This is a genomic window from Nitrosomonas sp., from assembly GCF_040256045.1.
GTDB lineage: Bacteria > Pseudomonadota > Gammaproteobacteria > Burkholderiales > Nitrosomonadaceae > Nitrosomonas.
Genome location: NZ_JBDZWD010000026.1, coordinates 1 through 24111, shown reverse-complemented (window position 1 = coordinate 24111; position 24111 = coordinate 1). Strand labels below are relative to the sequence as shown.

Annotated in this window: 23 protein-coding genes; 12 read left to right on the top strand and 11 right to left on the bottom strand. The window is 48.1% G+C overall.

What is annotated here, in order from left to right:
- Positions 1-14: 14 nt before the first annotated feature.
- The 5 genes from lipA to ABUL11_RS06620 form a co-directional block, all read right to left on the bottom strand.
- Positions 15-959, bottom strand: coding sequence for a lipoyl synthase (gene lipA / locus ABUL11_RS06640; protein WP_350283079.1), 945 nt, complete (start codon positions 957-959; stop codon positions 15-17).
- A 19-nt stretch (positions 960-978) separates the two neighbouring features.
- Positions 979-1614 (bottom strand): lipoyl(octanoyl) transferase LipB, encoded by a 636-nt coding sequence (gene lipB / locus ABUL11_RS06635; protein WP_350283078.1) that lies wholly within the window; start codon positions 1612-1614, stop codon positions 979-981.
- 98 nt (positions 1615-1712) lie between these two features.
- The gene (locus ABUL11_RS06630; protein WP_350283077.1) at positions 1713-1976 is read right to left on the bottom strand and encodes an HP0495 family protein; all 264 of its coding nucleotides are present in this window, start codon (positions 1974-1976) and stop codon (positions 1713-1715) included.
- A gap of 9 nt (positions 1977-1985) precedes the next feature.
- Complete coding sequence (locus ABUL11_RS06625) at positions 1986-2846, bottom strand: D-amino acid aminotransferase (RefSeq protein ID WP_350283076.1); 861 nt, start codon at positions 2844-2846, stop codon at positions 1986-1988.
- Between the two features lie 25 nt (positions 2847-2871).
- A complete protein-coding gene (locus ABUL11_RS06620; RefSeq protein ID WP_350283075.1) occupies positions 2872-3993 on the bottom strand; it encodes a D-alanyl-D-alanine carboxypeptidase family protein in 1122 nt (373 codons plus the stop codon).
- A 248-nt stretch (positions 3994-4241) separates the two neighbouring features.
- Between ABUL11_RS06620 and rplM the strand changes: the two genes are divergently transcribed.
- From rplM to ABUL11_RS06595, 5 genes are all read left to right on the top strand, one after another.
- Positions 4242-4676: a 50S ribosomal protein L13 gene (gene rplM / locus ABUL11_RS06615; protein WP_350283074.1), complete on the top strand. Its 435-nt coding sequence runs from the start codon at positions 4242-4244 to the stop codon at positions 4674-4676.
- A gap of 11 nt (positions 4677-4687) precedes the next feature.
- Complete coding sequence (gene rpsI, locus ABUL11_RS06610; protein WP_350283073.1) at positions 4688-5080, top strand: 30S ribosomal protein S9; 393 nt, start codon at positions 4688-4690, stop codon at positions 5078-5080.
- A gap of 137 nt (positions 5081-5217) precedes the next feature.
- Positions 5218-6246 (top strand): N-acetyl-gamma-glutamyl-phosphate reductase, encoded by a 1029-nt coding sequence (gene argC, locus ABUL11_RS06605; protein WP_350283072.1) that lies wholly within the window; start codon positions 5218-5220, stop codon positions 6244-6246.
- 95 nt (positions 6247-6341) lie between these two features.
- Entirely contained in the window at positions 6342-7115 is a 774-nt protein-coding gene (locus ABUL11_RS06600; RefSeq protein WP_350283071.1) for a DUF6776 family protein, read from the top strand.
- Positions 7096-7530, top strand: a complete 435-nt coding sequence (locus ABUL11_RS06595) for a bactofilin family protein (protein ID WP_350283070.1) — start codon at positions 7096-7098, stop codon at positions 7528-7530. Before ABUL11_RS06600 ends, ABUL11_RS06595 begins: the two co-directional genes overlap by 20 nt.
- A gap of 49 nt (positions 7531-7579) precedes the next feature.
- On the opposite strand, the gene recN is transcribed toward ABUL11_RS06595, so the two are convergent.
- Entirely contained in the window at positions 7580-9250 is a 1671-nt protein-coding gene (gene recN, locus ABUL11_RS06590; protein WP_350283069.1) for a DNA repair protein RecN, read from the bottom strand.
- Positions 9251-9255: 5 nt separating this feature from the next.
- Entirely contained in the window at positions 9256-10146 is an 891-nt protein-coding gene (locus tag ABUL11_RS06585) for an NAD kinase (RefSeq protein WP_350283068.1), read from the bottom strand.
- A 217-nt stretch (positions 10147-10363) separates the two neighbouring features.
- Between ABUL11_RS06585 and hrcA the strand changes: the two genes are divergently transcribed.
- From hrcA to ABUL11_RS06560, 5 genes are all read left to right on the top strand, one after another.
- Complete coding sequence (gene hrcA / locus ABUL11_RS06580) at positions 10364-11380, top strand: heat-inducible transcriptional repressor HrcA (RefSeq protein ID WP_350283067.1); 1017 nt, start codon at positions 10364-10366, stop codon at positions 11378-11380.
- 24 nt (positions 11381-11404) lie between these two features.
- Positions 11405-12499 carry a ferrochelatase gene (gene hemH, locus ABUL11_RS06575; RefSeq protein ID WP_350283066.1) on the top strand — a complete coding sequence of 365 codons (1095 nt, stop codon included), beginning with the start codon at positions 11405-11407 and terminating at the stop codon, positions 12497-12499.
- Between the two features lie 100 nt (positions 12500-12599).
- Entirely contained in the window at positions 12600-13394 is a 795-nt protein-coding gene (locus ABUL11_RS06570) for a M48 family metallopeptidase (protein ID WP_350283065.1), read from the top strand.
- Between the two features lie 120 nt (positions 13395-13514).
- Positions 13515-14384 (top strand): phosphoribulokinase, encoded by an 870-nt coding sequence (locus ABUL11_RS06565; protein ID WP_350283064.1) that lies wholly within the window; start codon positions 13515-13517, stop codon positions 14382-14384.
- Between the two features lie 62 nt (positions 14385-14446).
- Complete coding sequence (locus tag ABUL11_RS06560) at positions 14447-16681, top strand: UvrD-helicase domain-containing protein (protein WP_350283063.1); 2235 nt, start codon at positions 14447-14449, stop codon at positions 16679-16681.
- 87 nt (positions 16682-16768) lie between these two features.
- Here the strand turns inward: ABUL11_RS06560 and ABUL11_RS06555 are convergent, their stop codons facing one another.
- From ABUL11_RS06555 to ABUL11_RS06540, 4 genes are all read right to left on the bottom strand, one after another.
- Positions 16769-17560 (bottom strand): BPSS1780 family membrane protein, encoded by a 792-nt coding sequence (locus ABUL11_RS06555; RefSeq protein ID WP_350283062.1) that lies wholly within the window; start codon positions 17558-17560, stop codon positions 16769-16771.
- Between the two features lie 122 nt (positions 17561-17682).
- Positions 17683-18633 (bottom strand): homoserine kinase, encoded by a 951-nt coding sequence (locus ABUL11_RS06550; protein WP_350283061.1) that lies wholly within the window; start codon positions 18631-18633, stop codon positions 17683-17685.
- Between the two features lie 87 nt (positions 18634-18720).
- Entirely contained in the window at positions 18721-19104 is a 384-nt protein-coding gene (locus ABUL11_RS06545; protein ID WP_350283060.1) for a DUF2782 domain-containing protein, read from the bottom strand.
- A gap of 59 nt (positions 19105-19163) precedes the next feature.
- On the bottom strand, positions 19164-19883 hold the full coding sequence (locus ABUL11_RS06540; RefSeq protein ID WP_350283059.1) for an LOG family protein: 720 nt from the start codon (positions 19881-19883) through the stop codon (positions 19164-19166).
- 15 nt (positions 19884-19898) lie between these two features.
- Here ABUL11_RS06540 and polA point away from each other — a divergent pair, with 15 nt between their 5' ends.
- Together polA and ABUL11_RS06530 are read left to right on the top strand one after the other, a co-directional pair.
- On the top strand, positions 19899-22637 hold the full coding sequence (polA, locus tag ABUL11_RS06535) for a DNA polymerase I (protein ID WP_350283058.1): 2739 nt from the start codon (positions 19899-19901) through the stop codon (positions 22635-22637).
- A gap of 146 nt (positions 22638-22783) precedes the next feature.
- Positions 22784-23980: a DesA family fatty acid desaturase gene (locus tag ABUL11_RS06530; protein ID WP_350283057.1), complete on the top strand. Its 1197-nt coding sequence runs from the start codon at positions 22784-22786 to the stop codon at positions 23978-23980.
- The last annotated feature ends 131 nt before the right edge of the window (positions 23981-24111 follow it).

The window sequence follows — 24111 nt, the reverse complement described above, 5'->3', positions numbered from 1 at the left end:
TGGATCGGCTATTTTTATTCGATGCCAGCTTCGTGCGCCTGTTGATCGGCATGGTAACTCGAACGCACCATCGGACCGCAGGCGGCATGGCTGAATCCAAGGTTCGTGGCGATGCGTTCAAATGTTTTGAAATCTTCGGGTGAGACATAACGCGTAACGGGGTGATGTCCTTTGCTAGGCTGCAGATACTGGCCAATGGTCAGCATATCAACCTGGTGTGCACGTAAATCGCGCATGACTTCGATGATTTCTTCATTAGTTTCTCCCAGCCCCAGCATCAGACCGGATTTAGTTGGGATATGAGGGAAGGCTGCCTTGAAGTCTTTGAGCAACTGCAATGAATGTATGTAGTCTGCGCCCGGCCGGCACTGCTTATACAGGCGCGGTACGGTTTCCAGATTATGATTCATCACATCAGGGGGGCAGACAGATAGTTTTTCCAGTGCAACTTCCAGTCTGCCGCGAAAATCAGGGACGAGAATCTCGATCCGTGTTTGTGGAGACTGGGTACGAATTGCATGGATACAGTCTGCGAAGTGCTGTGCACCACCATCTCTGAGGTCATCACGATCCACGCTGGTAATAACGACATAATTGAGCTTCAACACTGCAATAGAATTGGCCAGGTGCATCGGCTCATCAGGATCGGGGGCATGAGGCCGGCCGTGTGCCACATCACAGAATGGGCAGCGTCTGGTGCACAGATCACCAAGTATCATGAATGTTGCTGTGCCACGACCAAAACATTCCCCGATATTCGGGCAGGAGGCCTCCTCACAAACGGTATGTAACCTGTTTTCACGGAGCAGACGTTTTACTTCCAGATATTTCTGGCTGTTGGGTGAACGTACACGAATCCAGGAAGGCTTGCGTAACAACTGCCCCGATTGTTCAAGATCGATTTTGACGGGGTTGCGCGCCGTTTTGGCAGCACCTCGTTGATGGGTGTCAGCAGCCATGAATAATGGTTATCCTTTATTAAGCATCGGTTAGTTGATCAATGAAATTCTGTGCCAGTTTGGTGGCAAGTATCTCTTTGCTATCTGTTATACCCAGGTCTTTCGCTTGTGTAACGCGCAAACCCCGATAACCACAGGGGTTGATCGCAGTGAAGGGTGTAAGATCCATGTCAGCATTGAAGGCTATGCCGTGGTAACAGGCTCCGCGCCTGATTTTCAATCCTAAAGAGGCAATTTTGGCACCATGGACATAAACACCAGGCGCATTTTCATCACCTCGCGCAATGACATCGTATTCATTCAGCAAGTCTATCACGGCCCCTTCCATTTTTCTGACCAGTTGCCTGATGTTCAGTTGCCAATGGTGCAAATCCAGTAACAGGTAGAGGATGATCTGTCCCGGACCGTGATAGGTGATTTGTCCTCCCCGGTCGGTTTTGATGACCGGGATTTGATTCGGGAAAAGCAGGTGTTCAGGTTTTCCGGCGATTCCTTGGGTGTAAACGGGTAGATGTTCCAGCAGCCAGATCTCATCCGGGGTTTCACAGGTGCGCTGTGCTGTAAAATTTTTCATAGCTTGCCAGGCAGTGAGGTACTCCGTGATCCCCATATTTTTTACAGTAACGGTGAATATATTGCCTGTTGCCCGGTTCATGATTCAACTCGTGAGTAAATCGTCCAGAGCTGAATTTATTTTCTTGCAGATCGATTTTGTTGCTGTAATGAGCATGAAGATTGCCGGTGCTGAGCTGCTTAAAGCAGCATGGTTACCATTGGATGATCATGCAATGCCTGATAGAGAGAATCCAGTTGTGTGCGTGAAGTTGCCTGGATTGTGCAAGTGAGGCTCAGATAAGTGCCATTTTTACTGGGGCGAACTTCAAGGGTGGTGTCGTCAAAATCAGGTGCGTAGGTTTTGACGATAGCCAGAACAGACTGGGTGAACCCCTGTTGCGATTTCCCCATGATTTTTATTGGAAAATCGCAAGGGTATTCAATAAGTGATTCTTCTGTCATGGGATTGTATTACTGGCGTGGAGCATGCCCGCGCATGACTTCCAGTTTGTAGGCCTGATAGAGCCGATCCAGTTGCTGAAATACTGGCCCTGGGGTGCCATTGCCGACAAGTTGTCCATCCAACTGTGTGATCGGAAGAATTTCTTTGGTGGAAGAAGTCAGTATGATTTCCTGTGCAGTACGTAATTCAAGCTCCGATATCTCTCTTACCGCATGTGGAACACCATGTGTTTCAGCCAGCTCCAGTACTACATCATAGGTAATACCGGGCAATATACGGTGATCTTTAGGGGGGGCCAGCAGCAGGTCGTCTTTTACGAGAAAAATATTGCTGGCGGCACCTTCGGTCAGCAGATTATCGCGCAACAGGATTGTTTCCATGGCTTGCGCGTCCACAGCAAGCTGACGTAATAAGATATTTGGTAACAGTGAGATGGCCTTGATATCGCAACGCCCCCAGCGATTATCTTTGGCGGTAATCGCTGAAACCCCGGAAACGAGCAATTTTGCGGGTGGAGTCGGCAGGAGGTTGCTCATGATGAAGACAGTGGGTGTTACTCCGAGAGGAAACGCGTGGTCACGTTTTGCTACTCCGCGCGTAATGTGCAGGTAAAGGTACTGATCATCACCTTCATTCAGCTCGATGATGCGTTCGATCAGACCAGCCCATTGTTCTTCGGTGTGCGGATTCTGGAGGCGTATGCCATCCAAACTGTGCTGCAGCCGGGAAAGATGTTCGCCCAGCCGGAACGGTTTGCGTGAATAAACTGGTATGACTTCATAGACACCATCACCGAAAATAAAGCCTCTGTCCAGCACTGAAACGGTAGCCTGTTCCATGGGTAGGAATTTGCCATTGAGGTAAATCATATCTGTTTTTTTATTGTTCGCGAGGTTAGTTGAACAGCATTTTAAGATTGTCCCAGGAACGTCCGAGGAAACTGGCAGTATCAATGGTCTCCAGTGCAACCAGTGGGTAGGTGGCTATTTCTTGTCCATCCAGGATGAATTTTACCATTCCTACTTCCCGTCCACGATCGATCGGAGCAATGAGTGGCTGGCGGTATTCCATCCGGGCCTTCAATCCTTCAACTTTGCCCTTGGGAAGCGAGAAATAGATATCCCGGTCAAATCCGACCTTGAGTTTATTTTGTGCACCTTTCCAGATTTGTACATTGGCTACGGGCTGATCTTTCTTGTAGGGGTGAGCAGTATCGAAAAACTGGAATCCGTAATTCAGCAGGCGCTGACTTTCGATGCTGCGAGCATTGGGCGAAGCAGTACCCATTACTACAGAGATGAGGCGCCGCTGATCACGTTTTGCTGAAGTCACCAGACAATACCCGGCAGCTTCCGTCCATCCTGTTTTCATGCCATCGACATTGGGATCTGTCCACAGGAGGCGATTGCGATTTTGCTGAGTAATGCCATTATAAGTATATTCCCGCAAGGAATAGAGCGGGTAGTACTCCGGAAAATCTTTGATGATGGCGGCAGCCAGTAGAGCCAGATCATGTGCAGTGCTGTAATGATCCGAATGAGTCAGACCGGTTGAGTTCGTGAAATGTGTGTTATGCATATCAAGGCGTTTTGCTTCCTCGTTCATCATGTGCACAAACAGATCTTCTGAACCGGCAATCAATTCTGCCAATGCAACACAGGCATCATTTCCTGACTGCACGATAACGCCATGGATCAATTCATCAACAGTTACCTGTTTGTTGGGCTCGATGAACATGCGTGAACCTACCATGCGCCACGACCGGTTGGATACAGGAACAACCTGATCGATCCTGACCCGTTCCTGTTTCAAAGCGGAGAAGACGACGTAAGCTGTCATCAGTTTGGTAAGTGAAGCTGGATCCAGCCGTTCATGCGAGTTGGAGCCGGTAAGTGTCTGGCCGCTGTGAAAATCGATCAGGATGAAAGATTTGGCCGCAACCGCCAGTTCCGGTTGCTGTGACCATGCCGGAGAAATTGCTGCCAACAAAAACAGAGAGAGAATGAACTGTTTCATGAAAATCTGCAAAAGTTTAATTATAACTCGCGTCATGGATTTCTTGAATCGAACGGTATTATCTTCTGTGTTTACCGGTGGCAGTGTAAATGTAAAGACAGTGACAGTGAGTCAAGCTGCTGCTGTATATACTGCAAAATAAAATAGCGGTTGATTTTATCCCAATCCGTTCTGCCCTGAATTTGACTTTATCTACAGGGTGACTCATAATCCGAGGTTATCTTGTACCTAAAAACAAAGGAAAATCAGTGAAAACCTTTTCTGCCAAACCACATGAAGTAAGGCACGAGTGGTTTGTGGTTGATGCAACCGACAAAGTTTTGGGCAGACTGGCTGCAGCAATTGCCCATCGCTTGCGAGGTAAACATAAGCCTATTTATACACCGCATGTCGACACGGGTGATTATATCGTGGTCATTAATGCCGATAAGCTCAAAGTTACCGGCAACAAGGCTGAAGACAAGAAATATTATCGCCACAGTGGCTATCCCGGGGGTATTTACGAAACTACTTTCAAAAAAATGCATGAGCGTTTTCCCGCCAGGCCGCTTGAAAAGGCGGTAAAAGGTATGTTGCCCAAGGGGCCGCTCGGTTATGCCATGATAAAAAAACTGAAAATTTATGCTGGAGATACTCATCCTCATGCGGCTCAGCAACCGCAACCACTGGAAATTAACGCTTAATCTGATAAATCATGGCTATTCAATATAACTACGGAACCGGTCGCAGAAAAAGTGCAGTTGCACGGGTTTTTATTAAACCGGGTACGGGTGTCATTACAGTAAATCATAAACCTGCTGATGAATATTTTTCCCGTGAAACAGGACGGATGATCATCCGTCAACCTTTGGAACTGACTGGAAATATTTCCAATCTGGATATCATGGTCAATATTCACGGCGGAGGTGAGTCTGGGCAGGCTGGAGCGGTCAGGCATGGTATCACCCGTGCGTTGATCGGCTATGATGAAACATTGAAACCGATTCTGAGTAAAGCTGGCTTCGTGACAAGAGATGCACGTGAAGTAGAGCGAAAAAAGGTTGGTTTGCGTAAAGCAAGGCGTCGCAAGCAGTTCTCTAAACGTTGATTGCCATTGTTTCAGAGCAATTGGAAAGCCGCCATTTCATGGGCGGCTTTTTTATATCGGGTTTTATAGCATGCAGCGGTCGGGTATCTCTGCTATTCCTTGATGGATAATTAACTTTCTGGTCGTTATTTTAAGAAATGATTAATGTCGGCATTGTAGGTGGAACAGGTTATACGGGCGTCGAGTTGTTGCGCATTCTCGTACAGCATCCGAAAGTCAAACTTAGAGTCATTACATCCCGACAAGAAGCAGGTACAGGGGTGGATGAGCTTTTTCCCAGCCTACGTGGGCAGATTGCGCTCAAGTTCAGTGATCCGGCGAAAGTGGATTTCAGAAAATGTGATATCGTTTTTTTTGCAACCCCCAATGGGGTTGCCATGCAACAGGTAAAAGCTTTACTTGATTCAGGAATAAAAGTTATTGATCTGGCGGCTGATTTTCGTATTCAAGATATCCCGGAATGGGAGAAATGGTATGGCATGACGCATGCTGCTCCTGATCTAGTAGCCGAAGCTGTTTACGGCTTACCTGAAGTCAACCGGGAAAAAATCCGGAATGCACGATTGATTGCCAACCCCGGCTGCTATCCAACCGCAGTACAGTTGGGTTTTATTCCGCTGATTGAAGCAGGAGCAGTAGATGCAGATCATCTGATTGCGGATACCAAATCAGGTGTTTCCGGAGCAGGCCGCAAAGCGGAAATACATACTTTATATGCGGAAGCATCAGATAACTTCAAATCTTATGCGGTGCCGGGACATCGCCATTTGCCCGAAATCAGGCAGGGGCTGTCCGAGAGATTGAAGAAGCCGATCGGGTTGACCTTTGTGCCTCACCTGACTCCGATGATCCGAGGGATCCACGCTACACTCTACGCCAGACTGACCAAGGATATCGATTTGCAAACCCTGTATGAGAATCGTTATGCCAGTGAGCCCTTTGTCGATGTGCTCCCTGCTGGCAGCCATCCGGAAACCCGCTCCGTACGTGGTTCGAATTTTTGCCGGATTGCAGTTCATCGCCCGGGGAATGGTGATATCGCAGTGATACTCTCCGTTACCGATAATCTGGTTAAAGGTGCTGCCGGTCAGGCCGTTCAGAACATGAATATCATGTATGGATTACCGGAAACGACCGGTATCCGGCATGTTCCGCTGCTGCCTTAGTCAGCAACTGATAAGTGAAGTAGCTGAAGAAATATTGTGTTGCAAATAGTGCAAACGTAAGACTTTCAGAAATTTCCAGAAGCCCGGGGAGAAAATTGCTGCATAACAGACAAAGTATTAGTACGCCCAAGGTGGTTGTGCGCCCTCATGTCCCCTGGTACCGGCGCGTACTGATGTCATTTATCGGGTTACTGCTGATAGCCCTGTTGGCCTATGGAATGTATGTCATCGGGCAAAGTACAGCCCAGCCGGCCAGTAATATCATGGTTACGGCTGATCCTGTGCTTGAACAGATTCTTGAATCGAACAGTTGCCTGGAAAAATACGATACCGCGCTTTGTGCACAGCTTGCGGAGCTTGTCAGACAATTACAGATCAGTAATGCTACTCGTGCGGATCTGGTAAAACAGGTCAAATCCCTGGATGAAGAAAATGAGCGGCTGAGAGAGGATCTAGCCTTATTCCAGCAGATGATTTCCGGAAACGAAGAATCTTCCAATGTGGAGCTTGTCATTCATCGTTTTTCATTAGAGGCGGGCCAGCTTCCGGGTGAATATCTGTATACATTGCTGCTTGCTCAGGGGGGGCAGCAGTCAAAAGAATTTAGTGGCCGGCTCGAGTTTGTGGTTGGATTACTTCAAAATGATGAGGAAAAATTTATCTCACTCGTAGATGAGAATGCTTCTAAGGAATTTCCTATTAATTTTCGCTTTTATCACAGATTGGAGAAAAGTTTCCAGATACCGGCAGATACGATAGTGAAGAATCTGCAGGTTCTTATTTATGAGAATGGCTCGAGTAAGGCAATACTGACGAAAACGATCCAGCTATCTCAGAAGGAATCGGAGCATGTTCGGAAGAAAACATAAAATAATCAGTGATATTAATACATTGATCGGGGAAGGTACTGTAATTACTGGTGATATTCATTTTGCTGGCGGATTGCGCGTCGATGGTCGTATTTGTGGCAGCATCATGTCAGCAAATGGTAAACAGCATGCTTTGCTGGTGCTTAGTGAGCAGGGAGTGGTGGAAGGAAAAATCAAAGTGCCGTATATAGTCGTCAATGGCACAGTGAGAGGGCCGATTCATTGCGACGAAAGTCTCGAGCTACAACCCGCTGCGAAAATTAGCGGGGATATTTTCTATAAGATCCTGAAAATTCATCAGGGAGCGGTTATCGAGGGAAAAATGGTCCGTACCGAGACTTCTCAGCCGGAGCTGATCACATATGTTGCTCCTGCTGGGGAATCTAAAGAGCAACAGGAGAATACGAAGGAGTAATTTTACTTTCGAAGCTGGATCCTGTACTGCTTAGGTAGGTAGATTGATTCTATTTATCGTAATCCAGCATTTCTGCTGCATGCTGACGCGTGGCAGGAGTCATACTTTCACCGCCCAGCATCCGGGCAATTTCTTCGATTCTCTGTGCTGGATTCAGTTCTGAAATATGGCTTGCCGGCAACTGTTCATCTTCTGCTCCGGAGGTTTTGGATACGCGCCAGTGATGGTCGCTTTTGGCTGCTACTTGTGGAAGATGTGTAATGCTCATTACCTGTCGTGTTTTTCCGAGTTGTTGGAGTAGCTTGCCCACTATTGCAGCAATACGACCGCCTATTCCGGTATCGACTTCATCAAAAATCAGGGTAGGGACAGTACCAGCTTTGCTGGTAATGACCTGGATTGCCAGGCTGATACGTGAGAGTTCACCGCCAGAGGCTACTTTATTCAGCGGGCGTAACGGCAGATCCTGGTGAGCCGACACCTGAAACTCGATCTGTTCCTTACCGTGCAGATTGCCCGATGGTACCGGTATCAATGCTACGTTAAAGCGGCCACCCACCATCGCCAGAGTTTGCATGGTTTCCGTGACTAGGCTAGACAATTGGTCTGCTGCACGCTGCCTTGCCTGACTCAATTTGCCCGCGAGATTCTCAAAATTACTCCGGGCAGATTTTTCTGCTTTCATCAGTGCTTCGCTGCTTACTGCATTTCCCCATGATTCCAGGTGTTGCCTGGTTGTTTCCAGTAAATCCGGCAGTATTTCCGGTGTGACACGGTATTTTCTGGCTGTTCCATGAATGGCTGCAATGCGTGTTTCTGTTTCCTGCAGCCTGTGGGGATCAATATCTAGGTGCTGCTGATAACGTTTCAATTCATATACGATTTCCTGTAATTGTATTTGGGCTGATTGCAGCTGACTGCAGAGGGGTTCGAGTGTGTTATCGATACCGGTCAGGCTGTTCAGTCGGGTAATTACAGTGCTGAGTTGCGTCAATATCGCCGTTTCATTTTCCGATAATGACTCCAGGCTGAACTGTGCAGTTTCCAGCAGGCTTGCAGTATGTGTTAGTCGATTATGTTCGGTTTGCAGATTTTCCCATTCTTCCAGTGAGAAATTCAGGGCAATCAACTCCTGGAGTTGCCATGTCAGGGTTCCGTGCTCCCGCAAGTTTTGTTCGCTGTGCTGTTCCCACGCAAGTCTTTGCTGGTACAGATCCTGCCAGTGCCGGTAAGCGGAGGTTACTTGCCGGGCAAGGTCCGATTCACCTGCCCACGCATCGAGCAATTCACCTTGCTTGTAGCCGTGCATCAGCAACTGGTGAGCATGTTGGCCGTGAATATCGACCAGCCATTCGCCAATCGTGCGTAGTTGCTGGAGGGTGGCAGGGTGTCCGTTGATGAAGCTGCGTGAACGTCCGCCCGCTTCCATGATTCTGCGCAACAGGCATATACCGGTCTCATCTTCCAGTGCATTTTCCACTAACCACTCTTGTAAAGCAGGGATAGTGTTTACATCGAATTGTGCAGTAATTTCAGCACGTTTACAGCCATGTCTGATTTGACTCGTATCAGCCCGTCTGCCCAGTACAAGTTCCAGCGCATCGATCAGAATGGATTTTCCTGCGCCGGTTTCACCAGTCAGAACCGTGAAACCCGATTTGAAATGCAGATCGATATGATCGACGATGATGAAATTGCGGATGGACAGGTTTTGCAGCATGGAGATTAACGACTGTTTTTCTGAAGGATACTGCTCCAGCCGAGTTTCTCCCGCAACATGCGGTAGTAACTGTGGTGGACGGGGTGTAGGAGTTTGATGGTTTCCGGGCAACGCTGAACGAATACTCTGTCATGTTCACTCAGATCAAACCAGGAATGACTGTCTGTGTAGATTTTTATCTCGGTCGTAAAATGGACTTTGATTTCGATGGTGGCATCTGCACCGATTACGATGGGACGGTTGCTGAGGGTATGTGGGCAGATCGGTACCAGCGTCATCAGGTTGAGGCCGGGATGCAGGATTGGCCCGCCAGAGGAAAGCGCGTAAGCTGTCGATCCAGTGGGTGTCGCGATGATCAGGCCATCCGATCGTAAAGAATAAACATACTCACCATTGATGTGGACTTCAAGTTCAATCATACCGCTGCTGATGCCCCGATGAAGTACCACATCATTGAAAGCTAATTCTTTAAATACACTTTCTTCATTACGTGTGACCTCAGTTGTTAGCAGCATGCGATTTTCCACGACGAACTGGCCTGCCAGCATATCGTTCAGGGTTTCGTGCATGGTATCGGCAGTAAGATCAGTCAAAAAACCTAATCTTCCCTGGTTGATACCGATCAGTGGAACGCTGAATGGGACGAGTGCGCGAGCAATGTTGAGCATTGTTCCATCACCCCCCAGCACGATTGCAAGATCTGCCTGTTTACCAATTGCTTCCAGTGTCAGTATAGGGTATCTGCTGTTATTGATATGGGTAGCAGTCAATGAATCCAGTACTACACTAATACCCCGGTCGGCCAAGTACTCTGCCAGATTTAGCAGGGGAATCACGATATCGGGGTTTTTGTGTTTTCCGATCAGAGCAATCGTTTTAAATAAGGCGCTGTCCATTAGTGATAAGGAGTCGGAACAGTTAAAAATATCTGGACTTCTATTTCAGGTGATTCGGCAAATTTCAAGTGATCGTAAGGATCGGATATTACCGCAGCCCATGCGAAAAAAGGTAGAAATCAGCCGAGAAAGGGTGTTACGTCATCCATCAAATCACGGGATTTCTGCTCCAGACCAACCCTACTTGTAGCAGGACTGATTCGTGTAGAATAGATAAATGCCTAACGAACGCGAAAAAATCCTGCTTAAAACCCTGGTTGAACGTTACATCCATGAAGGTCAGCCAGTTGGTTCACGTTCACTCGCCAAATTTTCTGGGCTGGATCTGAGTCCGGCCACGATTCGCAATGTAATGATTGACCTCGAAGAAATGGGGTATGTCTCCAGCCCTCATACCTCGGCCGGGCGTATGCCTACTGCACTGGGCTATCGCTTTTTCGTCGATACCTTACTGGTGGTCAAATCGCTGGATAATGAGCAGATTACTTTGCTGGAAAACCAGCTGCACCCGAATAATCCTACTCATTTGATGAATACTACCTCTCGTCTGCTTTCAGAGCTGACCCGATTTGTAGGTGTGGTGGTCACGCCTAAACGGGTGGGAGGGGCAGTTTTTCGCCATATAGAATTTGTGGCATTGACTGAAAAACGGATTCTTCTGATTTTGGTGACGCCGGAAGGCGATGTCCAGAATCGTATCATTCTTACGGAAACCGTTTACAGTCAGTCTGATCTGATCGAGGCCGGTAATTTTCTCAATCAGCACTATGCCGGTTGTACGCTGGAAGAAATTCGCTCAGGACTCCAGCGTGAGTTGACACAATTGCGTCGGGATATGACTGGCCTCATGAATGCAGCAATTGAAATAGGTAGTGATGCTTTGCAGGAAAGCAGCGAGGTAGTAATGATTGCCGGAGAACACAGGCTGTTTGACGTTCGTGATTTATCAGATAATCTTTCCAGTTTAAAAAGTCTGTTCGAGATGTTCGAGCGAAAATCCAAACTGTTACAGTTGATGGAGTTGAGCCGTCAGGCCCATGGTGTGAAGATCTTCATCGGAGGAGAGTCGGATGAAACGATGCTGGAGGAGGTCAGTGTCGTTACTGCACCTTATGAAATGGAAGGAAAAATCGTCGGTACGGTCGGTGTGATCGGCCCGCGACGCATGGCTTACGAACGTATCATTCCTATTGTGGATATTACCGCCAAGCTGCTTTCGAGTAATCTGTCGTAATAGCCTGTTTACTTCATTCCAGTTATGTCTCGAATGTTACCGGAACCCGTTTATCGCCATGGTTCCATCAGTAAGATTGGTGTTCTGATGGTCAATCTGGGTACACCGACTGCGCCGACTGCCAAAGCATTGCGGACCTATCTGAAGCAATTTCTGAGTGAGCCGCGTATTGTCGAGTTTCCGCGCTGGCTGTGGTGGTTTATTCTAAATGGCATCATTCTTAATATCCGGCCGGCTAAATCTGCCAGAAAGTATGAGCAAATCTGGACATCCGAAGGTTCTCCCCTGAAAGTACATACTGAGCGCCAAACGGCATTGGTAACCGCTTTATTGGATGAGCGAGTGGAATCTTCGCTGGTAGTTGAATATGCAATGATTATTGGCAATCCATCCATTACCGAAAAATTGCAACAGATGAAAGCACAAGGCTGTGACCGGATTCTGGTGTTACCGCTATTTCCCCAGTACGCTGCTAGCAGTACTGGTTGTGTGCTGGATGGCGTTTTCTCCGAGTTGAAGAAGATGCGTAATATTCCTGATATTCGCACTGTCCGGCATTATCATGATGATTCGGGCTATATTGCAGCCTTGGCACAGAATGTACGTGATTATTGGGAAAAACATGGCCAGCCTGACAAACTGGTCATCAGTTTTCACGGTGTACCGCGTAAGACACTGGATATGGGTGATCCTTATCATTGCGAGTGCCTGAAAACCGGTCGATTATTGGCTAAAGCATTGGAACTGGCGGACGATCGCTATCAGGTGTGTTTTCAGTCACGTTTTGGTTTTGCGCAATGGCTGAGGCCTTATACTGCGGAAATTCTGGCAGAGTTGGGTAAACGGAAAATTGGGCGGATCGATGTCGTCTGCCCTGGCTTCGTTTCGGATTGCCTGGAAACGCTTGAAGAAATTGCACTGGAAGGAAAAGCGATTTTTACCGGGGCGGGGGGAGGTGAATTTCATTACATACCGAGCCTCAATGAACATCCGCTCTGGATTGAGGCGATTGGGAGCATCGTTCAAACTCATTTAACCGGTTGGGCTGAGCATCGATTATCCGAAGAGGATGCAGAACACTCCCGCAAACGGGCATTGGCCTTGGGTGCAAAGGAATGATGTATTCATACGTAATTTCATCGACGACTATATAGTAGTACTCTGCTCCGGGCGGACACCAGCCGCCCGGCTCATGTCTAGATTTAAGGGAGGGATAGTGATGGGTATTTCAAAGATAAAGTTATTGTTTTCCTGTCTGCTTGTTTGTATTCTCGCCGCTTGTGCGACTTCTCCCACTGGCCGGACACAGGTTGCTTTCATGCCGGATGCCGAGGTGAACAGCATGGGCCTTCAGGCATTCGATACATTGAAGCGAGAGAACAAAATCAGTCAAGATACGGCAAATAACCGTTTCGTCAGTTGTGTGTCCAGTGCAATTACACGGGAAGTAGGAGGAGAATGGGAAGTTGTCGTGTTTGAAGATGAATCACTGAATGCGTTTGCATTGCCTGGTGGAAAAATCGGGGTGCATACCGGCCTGCTCAATCTGGTAGATAATCAGGATCAGCTGGCAGTAGTCATAGGCCATGAAGTCGGGCATGTAATGGCGCGCCATAGCAACGAGCGCTTATCTCAGCAGGCGGGTACTAATCTGGGAATTTCGCTTATCCAGGCGATTGCCGCACCCCAATCTGCATTGGGGCAGACAGCAGTCGGTCTACTGGGGGTGGGTGCACAATACGGGGTTATCATGCCATTTAGCAGGCTGCATGAATCAGAAGCAGATACGATTGGCCTGGATTTAATGGCCAAGGCCGGATTCAATCCAGCGGAGAGTATAAGATTGTGGCAAAAAATGGCACAGGCCAGCCAGGGAGCAGAACCGGTGGAATTTTTGTCCACACATCCTTCGCATACCTCTCGTATACAGAATTTGCAGGCAATTTTACCGAAGGCACAACAATTACAGCAGCAGGCAAGTGCTTCAGGAAAAAATCCCCGCTGTACCAAATAAACTCGATTGGTGACGACTGTCTGAACGATGAATGAGGGAAGGTATTCACATATGGTTGCGGAATGACAGTTTGCTGGTTTTAGGGAAATTATTTTTTATATTTTGAGGAGATAAAAACAAATGTCGCGGAAGCACCCTGTTATTGCAGTAACCGGATCATCCGGAGCCGGAACTTCTACAGTCAAGACAAGCTTTGAGCATATTTTTCAGCGCGAGCGGCTGAATGTAGCTGTAGTGGAAGGAGACAGCTTCCATCGTTATGACCGCGAATCCATGAAACGGGCGGTTGAAGAATCGGAAAAAGGAGGAGGGCGCCCTATTAGCCATTTCGGACCGGAAGCCAATGAATTCGAAAAACTGGAGGCATTGTTCCGGTCGTATGGTCAAACCGGATCCGGAGAGATTCGCCTTTATCTGCATAATGAGCAGGAAGCTCAACCTTACAATCAGAAGCCTGGTACCTTTACATCTTGGAAACCCATTCAGCCGGGTACCGACCTGTTATTTTACGAGGGGCTGCATGGCGGAGTGAAGAGTGATACCGCTGATGCCAGTCAGTATGTCGATCTGCTGGTCGGCGTGGTCCCCATCGTTAATCTGGAGTGGATACAGAAAATCTATCGAGATACGGCTGCCAGAGGATATTCGGCTGAAGCGGTAACACATACCATTCTGCGTCGCATGCATGATTACGTTCATTACATTACTCCCCAGTTTTCACGTACACATGTCAATTTCCAGCGTGTTCCGACGGTTGATACGTCCAACCCATTCATTGCACGGGATATTCCCACATTGGACGAAAGTATGGTGGTTATCCGCTTCCGTGATCATCATGGAGCAGATTTTCCTTATCTGCTCAATATGATAAGCGGGTCGTTCATGTCCCGTCCCAATACCATCGTTGTTCCAGGCGGTAAAATGGGTATGGCGATTGAACTAATCCTGGCGCCACTGATTCTAGATCTGGTGGCGAAAAGCAAAAAATAACTTTTCTGAGACCTCACTCGACTCTGACAGCGGGCGGGGAGAATTCAGCTGTTCCCTTTTATATGACTGCATTACTTACTGATCTCAACCCGGAACAGCTGGAAGCCGTCACCTGGCCACACCAGTCAGCACTGGTGCTGGCAGGTGCCGGAAGTGGTAAAACCCGGGTGCTGACTACACGAATTGCTTATCTATTGCAATCGGGTCATACCCGGCCACAGAATATCTTGGCAGTTACCTTCACTAACAAGGCGGCACGCGAGATGGTGGCGCGTATCAGTGCGATGCTGCCTGTCAACATCCGTGCTATGTGGGTGGGTACATTTCATGGTTTGTGTCACCGTGTGCTGCGTGCCCATCATGAAGATGCAGGATTGCCGCAGGCATTCCAGATACTGGATATGGCGGATCAGCTGGCTGTCATCAAGCGTGTATTGAAAGAACGATCACTGGATGAAAAGATACTGCCGCCCAGACAATTGCAATGGTTTATCAATAATGCCAAGGAAGAAGGATTACGAGCTTCTCAGGTTGATATGCGTGGCAGTTTCAACCAGACTCTGGCTGAATGTTACCAGATATATGAAACCGTCAGTATGCGGGAAGGTACGGTCGATTTTGCTGAATTGCTGCTGCGCTGCTATGAACTATTGAGCCGCAATGAGATTCTGCGTGATCATTACCGCAGTCGTTTTGAACATATACTGGTAGATGAATTTCAGGATACCAATCGCCTGCAATATAAATGGATCAAATTACTGGCGGGCCCGGGTTTGCAGCAGCATGCAGCCATTTTTGCCGTTGGGGATGATGACCAGAGCATCTACGCATTCCGGGGAGCGCATGTCGGGAATATGCGGGATCTCGAAAAAGATTTTAGTGTACCGAAGATCATCAGGCTGGAGCAGAATTATCGTTCTCATGGCAATATTCTGGATGCTGCCAATGCGTTGATCGAGTGTAACAAGGGACGTCTGGGCAAGAATTTGTGGACTGCAGCGGGGAAGGGTGAACCGGTGCGGGTATATCATGCCGCCACAGATATGGATGAAACCAGTTTTATCATCGATGAAATCAAGGCGTTGCATGCCGATGGCCTGGCTCTTTCTGATATTGCTCTGCTCTATCGTTCCAATGCGCAATCACGAGTGCTGGAGCATGGTCTGTTCAACGCATCTGTTTCCTACCGTGTGTATGGTGGTATGCGTTTCTTCGATCGCCAGGAAGTAAAACATGCTTTGGCCTATTTACGACTGATTGCTTTACCGGATGATGACAATGCCCTGCTGCGGATCATCAATTTTCCTCCCAGAGGGATTGGTGCACGCACATTGGAACAGTTACAGGATCAGGCTGCAATGCTCGGCACCAGTCTGTGGCAGGCAGCATTCAAGGTATATGAGGGAGGGAAAGCAGCTGCCACCAGGAACAGCCAGCCCGGGAGAGGAATAGCGGGTTTTGTCAGCCTGGTTTTATCCATGCAGCAAGTCAGCGAGGGTTTGCCGTTACCGGAAATTATCCGGCGTGTGATCGATCAGAGCGGGCTGGCAGCACATTATCAGGCTGAACGTGAAGGTGACGAGCGCCTGGAGAATCTCAAGGAACTGATCAATGCTGCGACCAGTTTTGTGCATGAGTCAGAGGATGACAGTCTCACCGCTTTTCTGGCACATGCTTCGCTCGAAGGCGGTGAACATCAGGCGGAAGGGTATCAGGATGCGGTTCAGCTGATGACAGTACATGCTGCAAAAGGACTGGAATTTCATTCGGTATTTATCAGTGGTCTGGAAGAAGGTTTGTTTCCTCACGAAAACAGCCGGAATGAGCCTGATGGTCTGGAAGAAGAAAGGCGTCTGATGTATGTGGCAATGACACGTGCCCGGCAGCGCCTGTACCTGAGTTACGCCGAGAGCCGCATGTTGCACGGTCAGGTGCGTGTGAACATACCTTCCCGCTTTGTTGATGAAATCCCACAAGATCTTTTGAAGAGGCTGCGCTCCGATTTTTCCGGAAGAAGTTTTCGTCAGGGGGTGTCGGGAACAGGACAAACTGTTGCCAGCACTATAAATAGCAGCCAGAAAGGCAGGAGTACGATGGCTGCAGCAGCCGGATCGACATCATCAGAGCTGGGTAGCGCAGGTTTTCACATCGGACAGCAGGTATCGCATGCCAAATTTGGCACGGGTATTATCCTGAATTGCGAGGGTAGCGGGACGGATATGCGGGTCCAGGTGAATTTCCACCAGGCAGGTACAAAGTGGCTCTCGCTCGCTTATGCAAAACTGGAGCCCCTGTAACGGCAGTGGTGTATCTACCGCTCTGAGAACAGGTTGCTGCCAGTTTTTCTGATTGATCTTCCTTGTAAACCGAATCCTGGGCTCGGTTCAGTGTTCATTGGTTTGGCTGGAATCTTCTTTGTTTTCTTCAGTACTTGGCTCATCTGATTTGGGCTGAGTATCTTCATCCTGTTCGTAGTGAAAGATGTCTTTGTAACTGACGTAAACGGAAGCAAATGCGACCGGGAACCAGATGATGAAACCCAACCCGTAAAGCATCGCTGCCAACATTCCAAGAACAAACAGGATGGCCATATAGATCTGGAAAGCAAAAAGATTCTTCAGGCACGCAAAGAAACTTTTGCGTATGGCGATGAGCGGAGGCATGTTCTCAAAGACTACCAGCATGGGTGCAAACCAGATCGACATCATCAGCGGAATGGCGAGCAACAGGCAAAGCAATGAAGCAAACAGCAGATCATCCATCACGCCGGGTAATTCATTTTCGCTGAATCGTTTGCCGTGCAGCCACATATCAACGACTGCATCTCCCCCAAGCAGCATGAAAATACCGGTAATCAGAATATCGCCGATCAGATAAACTCCACCGATCGTGATGAGAGGTATCGTGTATTTTTTGAATCCGTAAAACAGGTATTCCAGTTCAAGTTTACCGCTCAGATCCAGTTTTCTGCACCCGACCATGATCCCGGCTACGAAGATGGGCACGGTCAATATCCCGATGAAACTGCCCAGCAGCGGGATGAGTCCCAGTGTGACACCGATGAGTAAATAGGTGAAGCATAAGAGTATCCAGTTGAGGGGCGCCATGCGAAAAAAGTAAAAGCCACTTAGAATCCACTGTAAACCCTGCCTGCCGCGTACGTATCGCGCTTCCATTCGTCGTTCTCCAGTAATTTGAGGTATGTTTCTGTCAAAAACCTGATTGTTTACAGGATACAGGTGAGAAAGGCAGTCGTCACCTGACCGGCTATACCGAGTAATATTTTGGTCTATTCGCCTTAGGCCTGAAAAGGAGGTAATACACCCGGGTTGTTCAGGTGATGCTCCAGAATTCTTTTGAAGTGGTCCGGATCTTTTTTATGTGTCAGTTCCCCGGGGCGTGGAAGATAGTAGTCATACAGACGCGATAGCCAGAAGCGCAGTGCACCTGCGCGCAGCATGGCTGGCCAGGCGGAATGTTCATCAGCAGTCAATGGCCGCACAGCATGGTAGGCTGTTACGAGAGCATGCATCCGTGCGCTATCCATTACGCCATCTGTAAGCGTACACCAGTCATTGGCTGTGATCGCCAAGTCATAGAGCAGTGTGTCGTTACAGGCAAAATAAAAATCAATGACACCACCAATGCCCTTGGTTGTAAATAGGACGTTATCCCGGAAAAGATCAGCATGTATGACGCCTTGAGGGAGATTGGCAGTCATCTGCGCCGTCTGAAATTGCAATTCTTCACCGAGCAGATTCTGTTCGGAAGAGGAAAGGAAAGGCATGACTGTTCCGGCCGTAGCTTGCCACCAATCCAGCCCGCGCGGGTTTTGATTCCAGCCGGAGTAGCTGTGTCCGGCCAGATGCATTTTGGCGAGCATTTCACCGACTTGTGCGCATTGTTTTTCTGCAACTTGTACCATGGATCGTCCGGGAAGGAAGGTCACGATACAGGCCGGCTTGCCATTCAGCTGCCCCAGCAGACTGCTGTTTCGTGATTCAACAGGCCTGGGGCAAGGAATGCCCTGCTCAGAGAGATGCGCCATCAGGTTGAGGTAGAAGGGCAATTCGGTATAGGCTAGTTTCTCGAACAGGGTGAGAATGAATTTGCCTTGTGTGGTGGTGAAAAAGTAATTGGTATTTTCAATGCCGGATAAAATGCCTTGCAAGTCGATCAGTGATCCAAGTGAGTAATTTTGTAGCCAGACAGTAAGCTGTTCTTTAGTAACTTGGGTGAAAACAGACATGAATGAAGCGTTGAAAGTTGGTTTGAGAAATGGTCGACAAACAGGCAGATTCTGATGAAGAGATGATCGGGTTCCGGCAAATCCCGCTCAGAAGCGGTAAATTTGCCACATTGGGACACTTACACCTGATTCCATGTCTCCCCGGTGAGGCGTACCGGCAGCACTGCGTCGGTTCAGCAGATAATAAGGCTTACCGATCCGGGGGGTGATTTTGATGACGTATAGTTCGCCATTGACGCGATATTCTTCAATCATCGTTTTGTCTTTTCCTTCACGGATCGTTATTTCCGGTTCCAGAGATGGATCCAGCCCCAGTTCGGGAGGAAGACCATTTTCTTCCCCAGAAGAAGGCGATTCTGGAATTTCCGGTAATGGAACCAGATTATCCGGTTGCTGGCCGGTTTGCGCCCATGTGAGGGGCGATATCCAGACTAGGTTGCTGCAGAAAAATAAAAGCGTTGCTGACTTCATGCTGATCACCGGAAAGTTGGAATATTTTGCTGTTCTCTGATTAAATGAATCCGCTGGTATTAAAGATTGAGCTGTATGTTACGTTCAGCAGCAGATGGTTCAAATCCTGAGGTTTCATAATAACGGAAGATTGCATCTACGACCTGAAATGGTTCATCCACAATCTGAATGAGATCCATGTCCTCTGGTGAAATGAAATCACTCTGGATAAGTACCTGTCGAAACCAGTCGATCATCCCCGCCCAGAAATCTGAACAGACCAGAATAATCGGCATTTTGCGGGTTTTACCGGTCTGAACGAGTGTCAGTGCTTCCATCAGCTCATCCAGAGTTCCAAACCCGCCTGGCATCACAACATAGGCGGTTGCGAACTTGACGAACATATATTTGCGGGCAAAGAAATGTCGGAAAGTCTGGCTGATATCCTGATAAACGTTACGGTGTTGTTCATGTGGGAGTTGGATGTTCAATCCCACACTGGGGGATTTACCATAAAAGGCACCTTTATTGGCTGCTTCCATAATACCGGGCCCGCCCCCGGAGATAACTGAAAATCCGGCATCCGACAATTGCCTTGCGATCGCTTCGGTTAATTTATAATGTGGATGATTAGGAGGGGTTCGGGCGCTGCCAAAAATGCTGATGGCAGGCTGAATACATTCAAGCCGTTCCGTGCCTTCGACAAATTCTGCCACAATTCCGAAAACCCGCCACGACTCCCGGGCTGACCAGGGCTTTTCCAAGGTGAGGGTATCCGATAATTTTGCTTGCAAGCTCATAGAGGTCCTTGTTTGATGAAAACACTTTTGCTGGTCGATGGTTCTTCTTACCTGTATCGTGCTTTTCATGCTCTGCCCGATTTGCGTAACCGCCTTAATGAACCCACTGGCGCAATTTATGGCGTGTTGAATATGTTGCGTCGCCTGCATAAGGAATACCGGCCAGATTATAGCGCGTGTGTGTTTGACGCAAAAGGTAAAACCTTCCGTGAGGATATCTACCCGCAATATAAAGCACACCGTCCGCCGATGCCGAAAGATCTGGTCAGCCAGATCGATCCCTTGCATGCCTGTATCCGGGCAATGGGCTGGCCACTGCTGATAAAAGAGGGTGTTGAAGCCGATGATGTTATTGGAACGCTGGTAGAACATGCAATCGTTCAGCAGGCTCAGTGTGTGATTGCAACGGGTGATAAGGATATTGCACAACTGGTCAGGCCAGGCATTCGGCTGGTGAATACCATGAACAACGAATCACTGGATGAATCGGGTGTTCTGCAGAAATTTGGTGTGACACCTGCACAGATCATTGATTTTCTGGCGTTGGTGGGGGATAGCGTGGACAATATTCCCGGGGTGGAGAAAGTAGGTCCCAAAACTGCAGTGAAGTGGCTCGCTCAATATGGTACGTTGGATGATCTGATTGTGCATGTGGATGAGATAAAGGGTGTGGTGGGTGAAAATCTGCGCAAGGCGCTGGATTGGCTGAAGGTTTCAAAAAAACTGCTAACGATCAAATGTGATGTTCCGCTTGCAATGGATTGGCAGGATCTGGTTGCTACTTCTCCCGATACGGCCAGGCTGATGGAACTCTACGAGCATCTCGAATTCCGGAGCTGGCTGCGTGAACTCAAACAACCTGATCCGGAGAAAAATAAGAAGGTTGAAGGGATTGCTGTGGCTGCAATAGGGGATGATTCGCCAGTCCCGGTGGGAAAAAATGAGGATGAGCGTGACTATCAGGTTATTCTGACTGATGCGCAACTGGATGACTGGCTGGCGCGATGCGAATCTGCCAAGCTGGTTTCGATCGATACCGAGACGACCAGTCTGAATCCGATGGAAGCAAAGCTGGTAGGGCTCTCGTTTTGTATGAAGCCGGGGCTAGCAGCTTATATACCGCTTGCCCATCATTACCCGGGTGTACCTCTACAATTGAATCGTGAACAGGTACTGCAACGGCTGAAGCCCTGGCTGGAGAATGGTGAGAAGGCCAAGATCGGACAGAATCTGAAATACGATAGACATGTACTTGCCAATCATGAAGTAATGCTGAACGGAATCGAACACGACACATTGCTGCAATCGTATGTACTGGAATCCCACCTGTCGCATGATCTGGACAGTCTGGCCAGCCGGCATCTGAGCCTACAAACCATCAGCTATGATGAAGTAACCGGTAAGGGAGCAAAACGTATCGGGTTTGAGCAGGTGGAAGTTCATCAGGCGGGGATCTATGCAGCTGAAGATGCGGATGTCTCATTGCGCTTGCATCGAGTTTTATATCCAGTAATCAATCAAGATGCCCGCCTTGAGTATATTTATCAGCAGATCGAAATACCGTTGCTGGAAGTTCTGTTCCGGATCGAACGTAATGGCGTACTGCTCGATACCAATTTGCTGGAGATACAGAGTGGTGAACTGACACAACAGCTGGTTGCGCTTGAACAACAGGCCCATTCCCTCGCTGGCCATGCTTTCAACCTGAATTCGACCAAGCAGATACAAGAAATATTGTTCGGTCAGCATAAATTACCCGTCATCAAAAAAACACCCAAAGGAGTGCCATCCACCGATGAAGAAGTGCTGCAACGGCTGGCGTCGGATTATCCGTTGCCTAAGATTTTGCTGGATTATCGGGGCCTGGCTAAGCTCAAATCGACTTATGTCGATAAATTGCCACAGATGGTGAACAAGCAAACTGGCCGTGTACATACCCATTATGCGCAGGCAGTTGCTGTTACCGGCCGTCTGGCGAGTAACGATCCGAATTTACAGAATATTCCGGTACGTACACTGGAAGGCAGGCGTATCCGTGAGGCATTCATCGCGCCGGATGGCTGGTTTATCGTGTCAGCTGATTATTCCCAGATCGAACTGCGCATCATGGCGCATATTTCCCGGGATACAGGGCTGATACACGCTTTTTCTGAAGGACAGGACATTCATCGTGCCACGGCTGCCGAGGTGTTTGGTGTTTCTGTTGAACAGGTGAACCCGGAGCAGCGCCGTTACGCTAAAGTCATTAACTTTGGTTTGATTTATGGCATGTCTGAATTCGGGCTCGCTACTCAACTGGGTATAGAGCGTACTGCTGCCCGTACTTTTATCGATCGCTATTTTGCACGTTATCCAGGTGTGGCGGATTACATGCAACGTACGAGAGAAATTGCAAGGCAGCACGGATATGTCGAAACCGTGCTGGGAAGAAGATTGCAATTATCTGATATCCGCAGTAATCAGCGTAATCGCCAGATGGGGGCTGAACGGGCGGCAATCAATGCGCCGATGCAAGGTACTGCCGCAGATATCATTAAACTGGCCATGATCTCCGTACATCGATGGCTGATTGAAGCACGACTTCAGAGTAAACTGATCATGCAGGTCCATGACGAACTGGTGCTGGAAGTGCCGGCAGACGAATTGCTGGTGATCAGAGAAAGTCTACTTCGGCTGATGGAAAATGTTCTCAAACTGGATGTGCCTCTAAAAGTTCAGATAGGGACCGGGAAAAATTGGGATCAGGCACATTGATATTATTTTTGGCCCGTATTGAGAGGAAGTATAAATTTTTATCTGTTTATACCTGAAAATATTGTTAATTTTCTTGACTTATGAGAGACATCTCTTTAGATTGGATTTTTACAGAATTGTAAATAATGAGGGGGGTAGTTACAAAAATGGAAGACGTCGCATCGATATTAATGACCGGACTTATTGATCTGCCTTGGTGGGGCTATATTGTCGTGGCTCTGGTGTTTACCCATATAACGATTGCCAGTATTACTATTTTCCTGCATCGTTATCAGGCACATCGGTCACTTGAGTTGCACCCGATACCCAGTCATTTTTTTCGTTTCTGGCTGTGGCTGACAACCGGTATGGTAACCAAGGAATGGGCTGCAGTTCACCGGAAACATCATGCAAAATGTGAAACCGTGGATGATCCTCACAGCCCACAGGTTTTTGGTATCAAAAAGGTATTGGGTGAGGGTGCAGAACTGTATAAGATTGAAGCTAAAAATCAGGAGACGCTTGACCGTTATGGACATGGTACTCCTGATGACTGGATGGAACGCAATGTTTATACCAAGCATAGCGTAGCCGGTATTGCATCAATGCTGGTTATCAATGTGATTTTGTTTGGGCCGATTGGACTGACAATCTGGGCTGTACAAATGATGTGGACTCCAGTAATGGCTGCCGGGGTCATAAACGGTATCGGACATTACTGGGGTTATCGTAATTTTCGCTCCGAGGATGCCAGTCGTAATATCTCCCCGTGGGGAATTCTGATTGGTGGAGAAGAGCTGCATAACAATCACCATGCTTATCCGACTTCTGCCAGATTGTCCAACAAATGGTATGAGTTCGATATCGGCTGGATGTATATTCGGATACTGGAATTGATGGGATTGGCACGAGTGAAGAAAACAGCTCCCAAGTTGCAGTTGAACAAAGCCAAAACTGAGTGTGATCTGGAAACATTACAGGCGGTTATTTCTCATCGCTATGAAATACTGGCAAAATATACCAAGTCCTTAAAGATCGCGCTCAAGAATGAACTGGTGCATTTGCAGCAGGCTGCAATCGAGAACGGTGTGGATGGTTCGACTCTGAGAAACTGGGTGTTGGCTGATGCCAAAACCTTGAAAGAGGAGGAGCGTACTAAGTTGGAGATGGTGTTGAGTCATACTCAGAAGCTGGATAAGCTTTATCGCATGAGAGAAGAATTGTCTTCGATATGGGAACGTTCTGCGGCAACCAAGGATGAGTTGCTCAAGCAACTGGAGGACTGGTGTCGTCGTGCGGAAGAAAGTGGTATCGAATTACTGGAGAAATTCTCCCGCAGATTACGGTGCTATGCCATGGCTTAAACTAGTAATTAGGTAACAACAAAAAACCCGCTTAGTGCGGGTTTTTTGTTATCAGAACTAACTTATAGGACTTTATTTAGTCTGCCCTGAACAACCTGCAATTTGTTGATCTGGTTAGTGGTTTTTCTGAT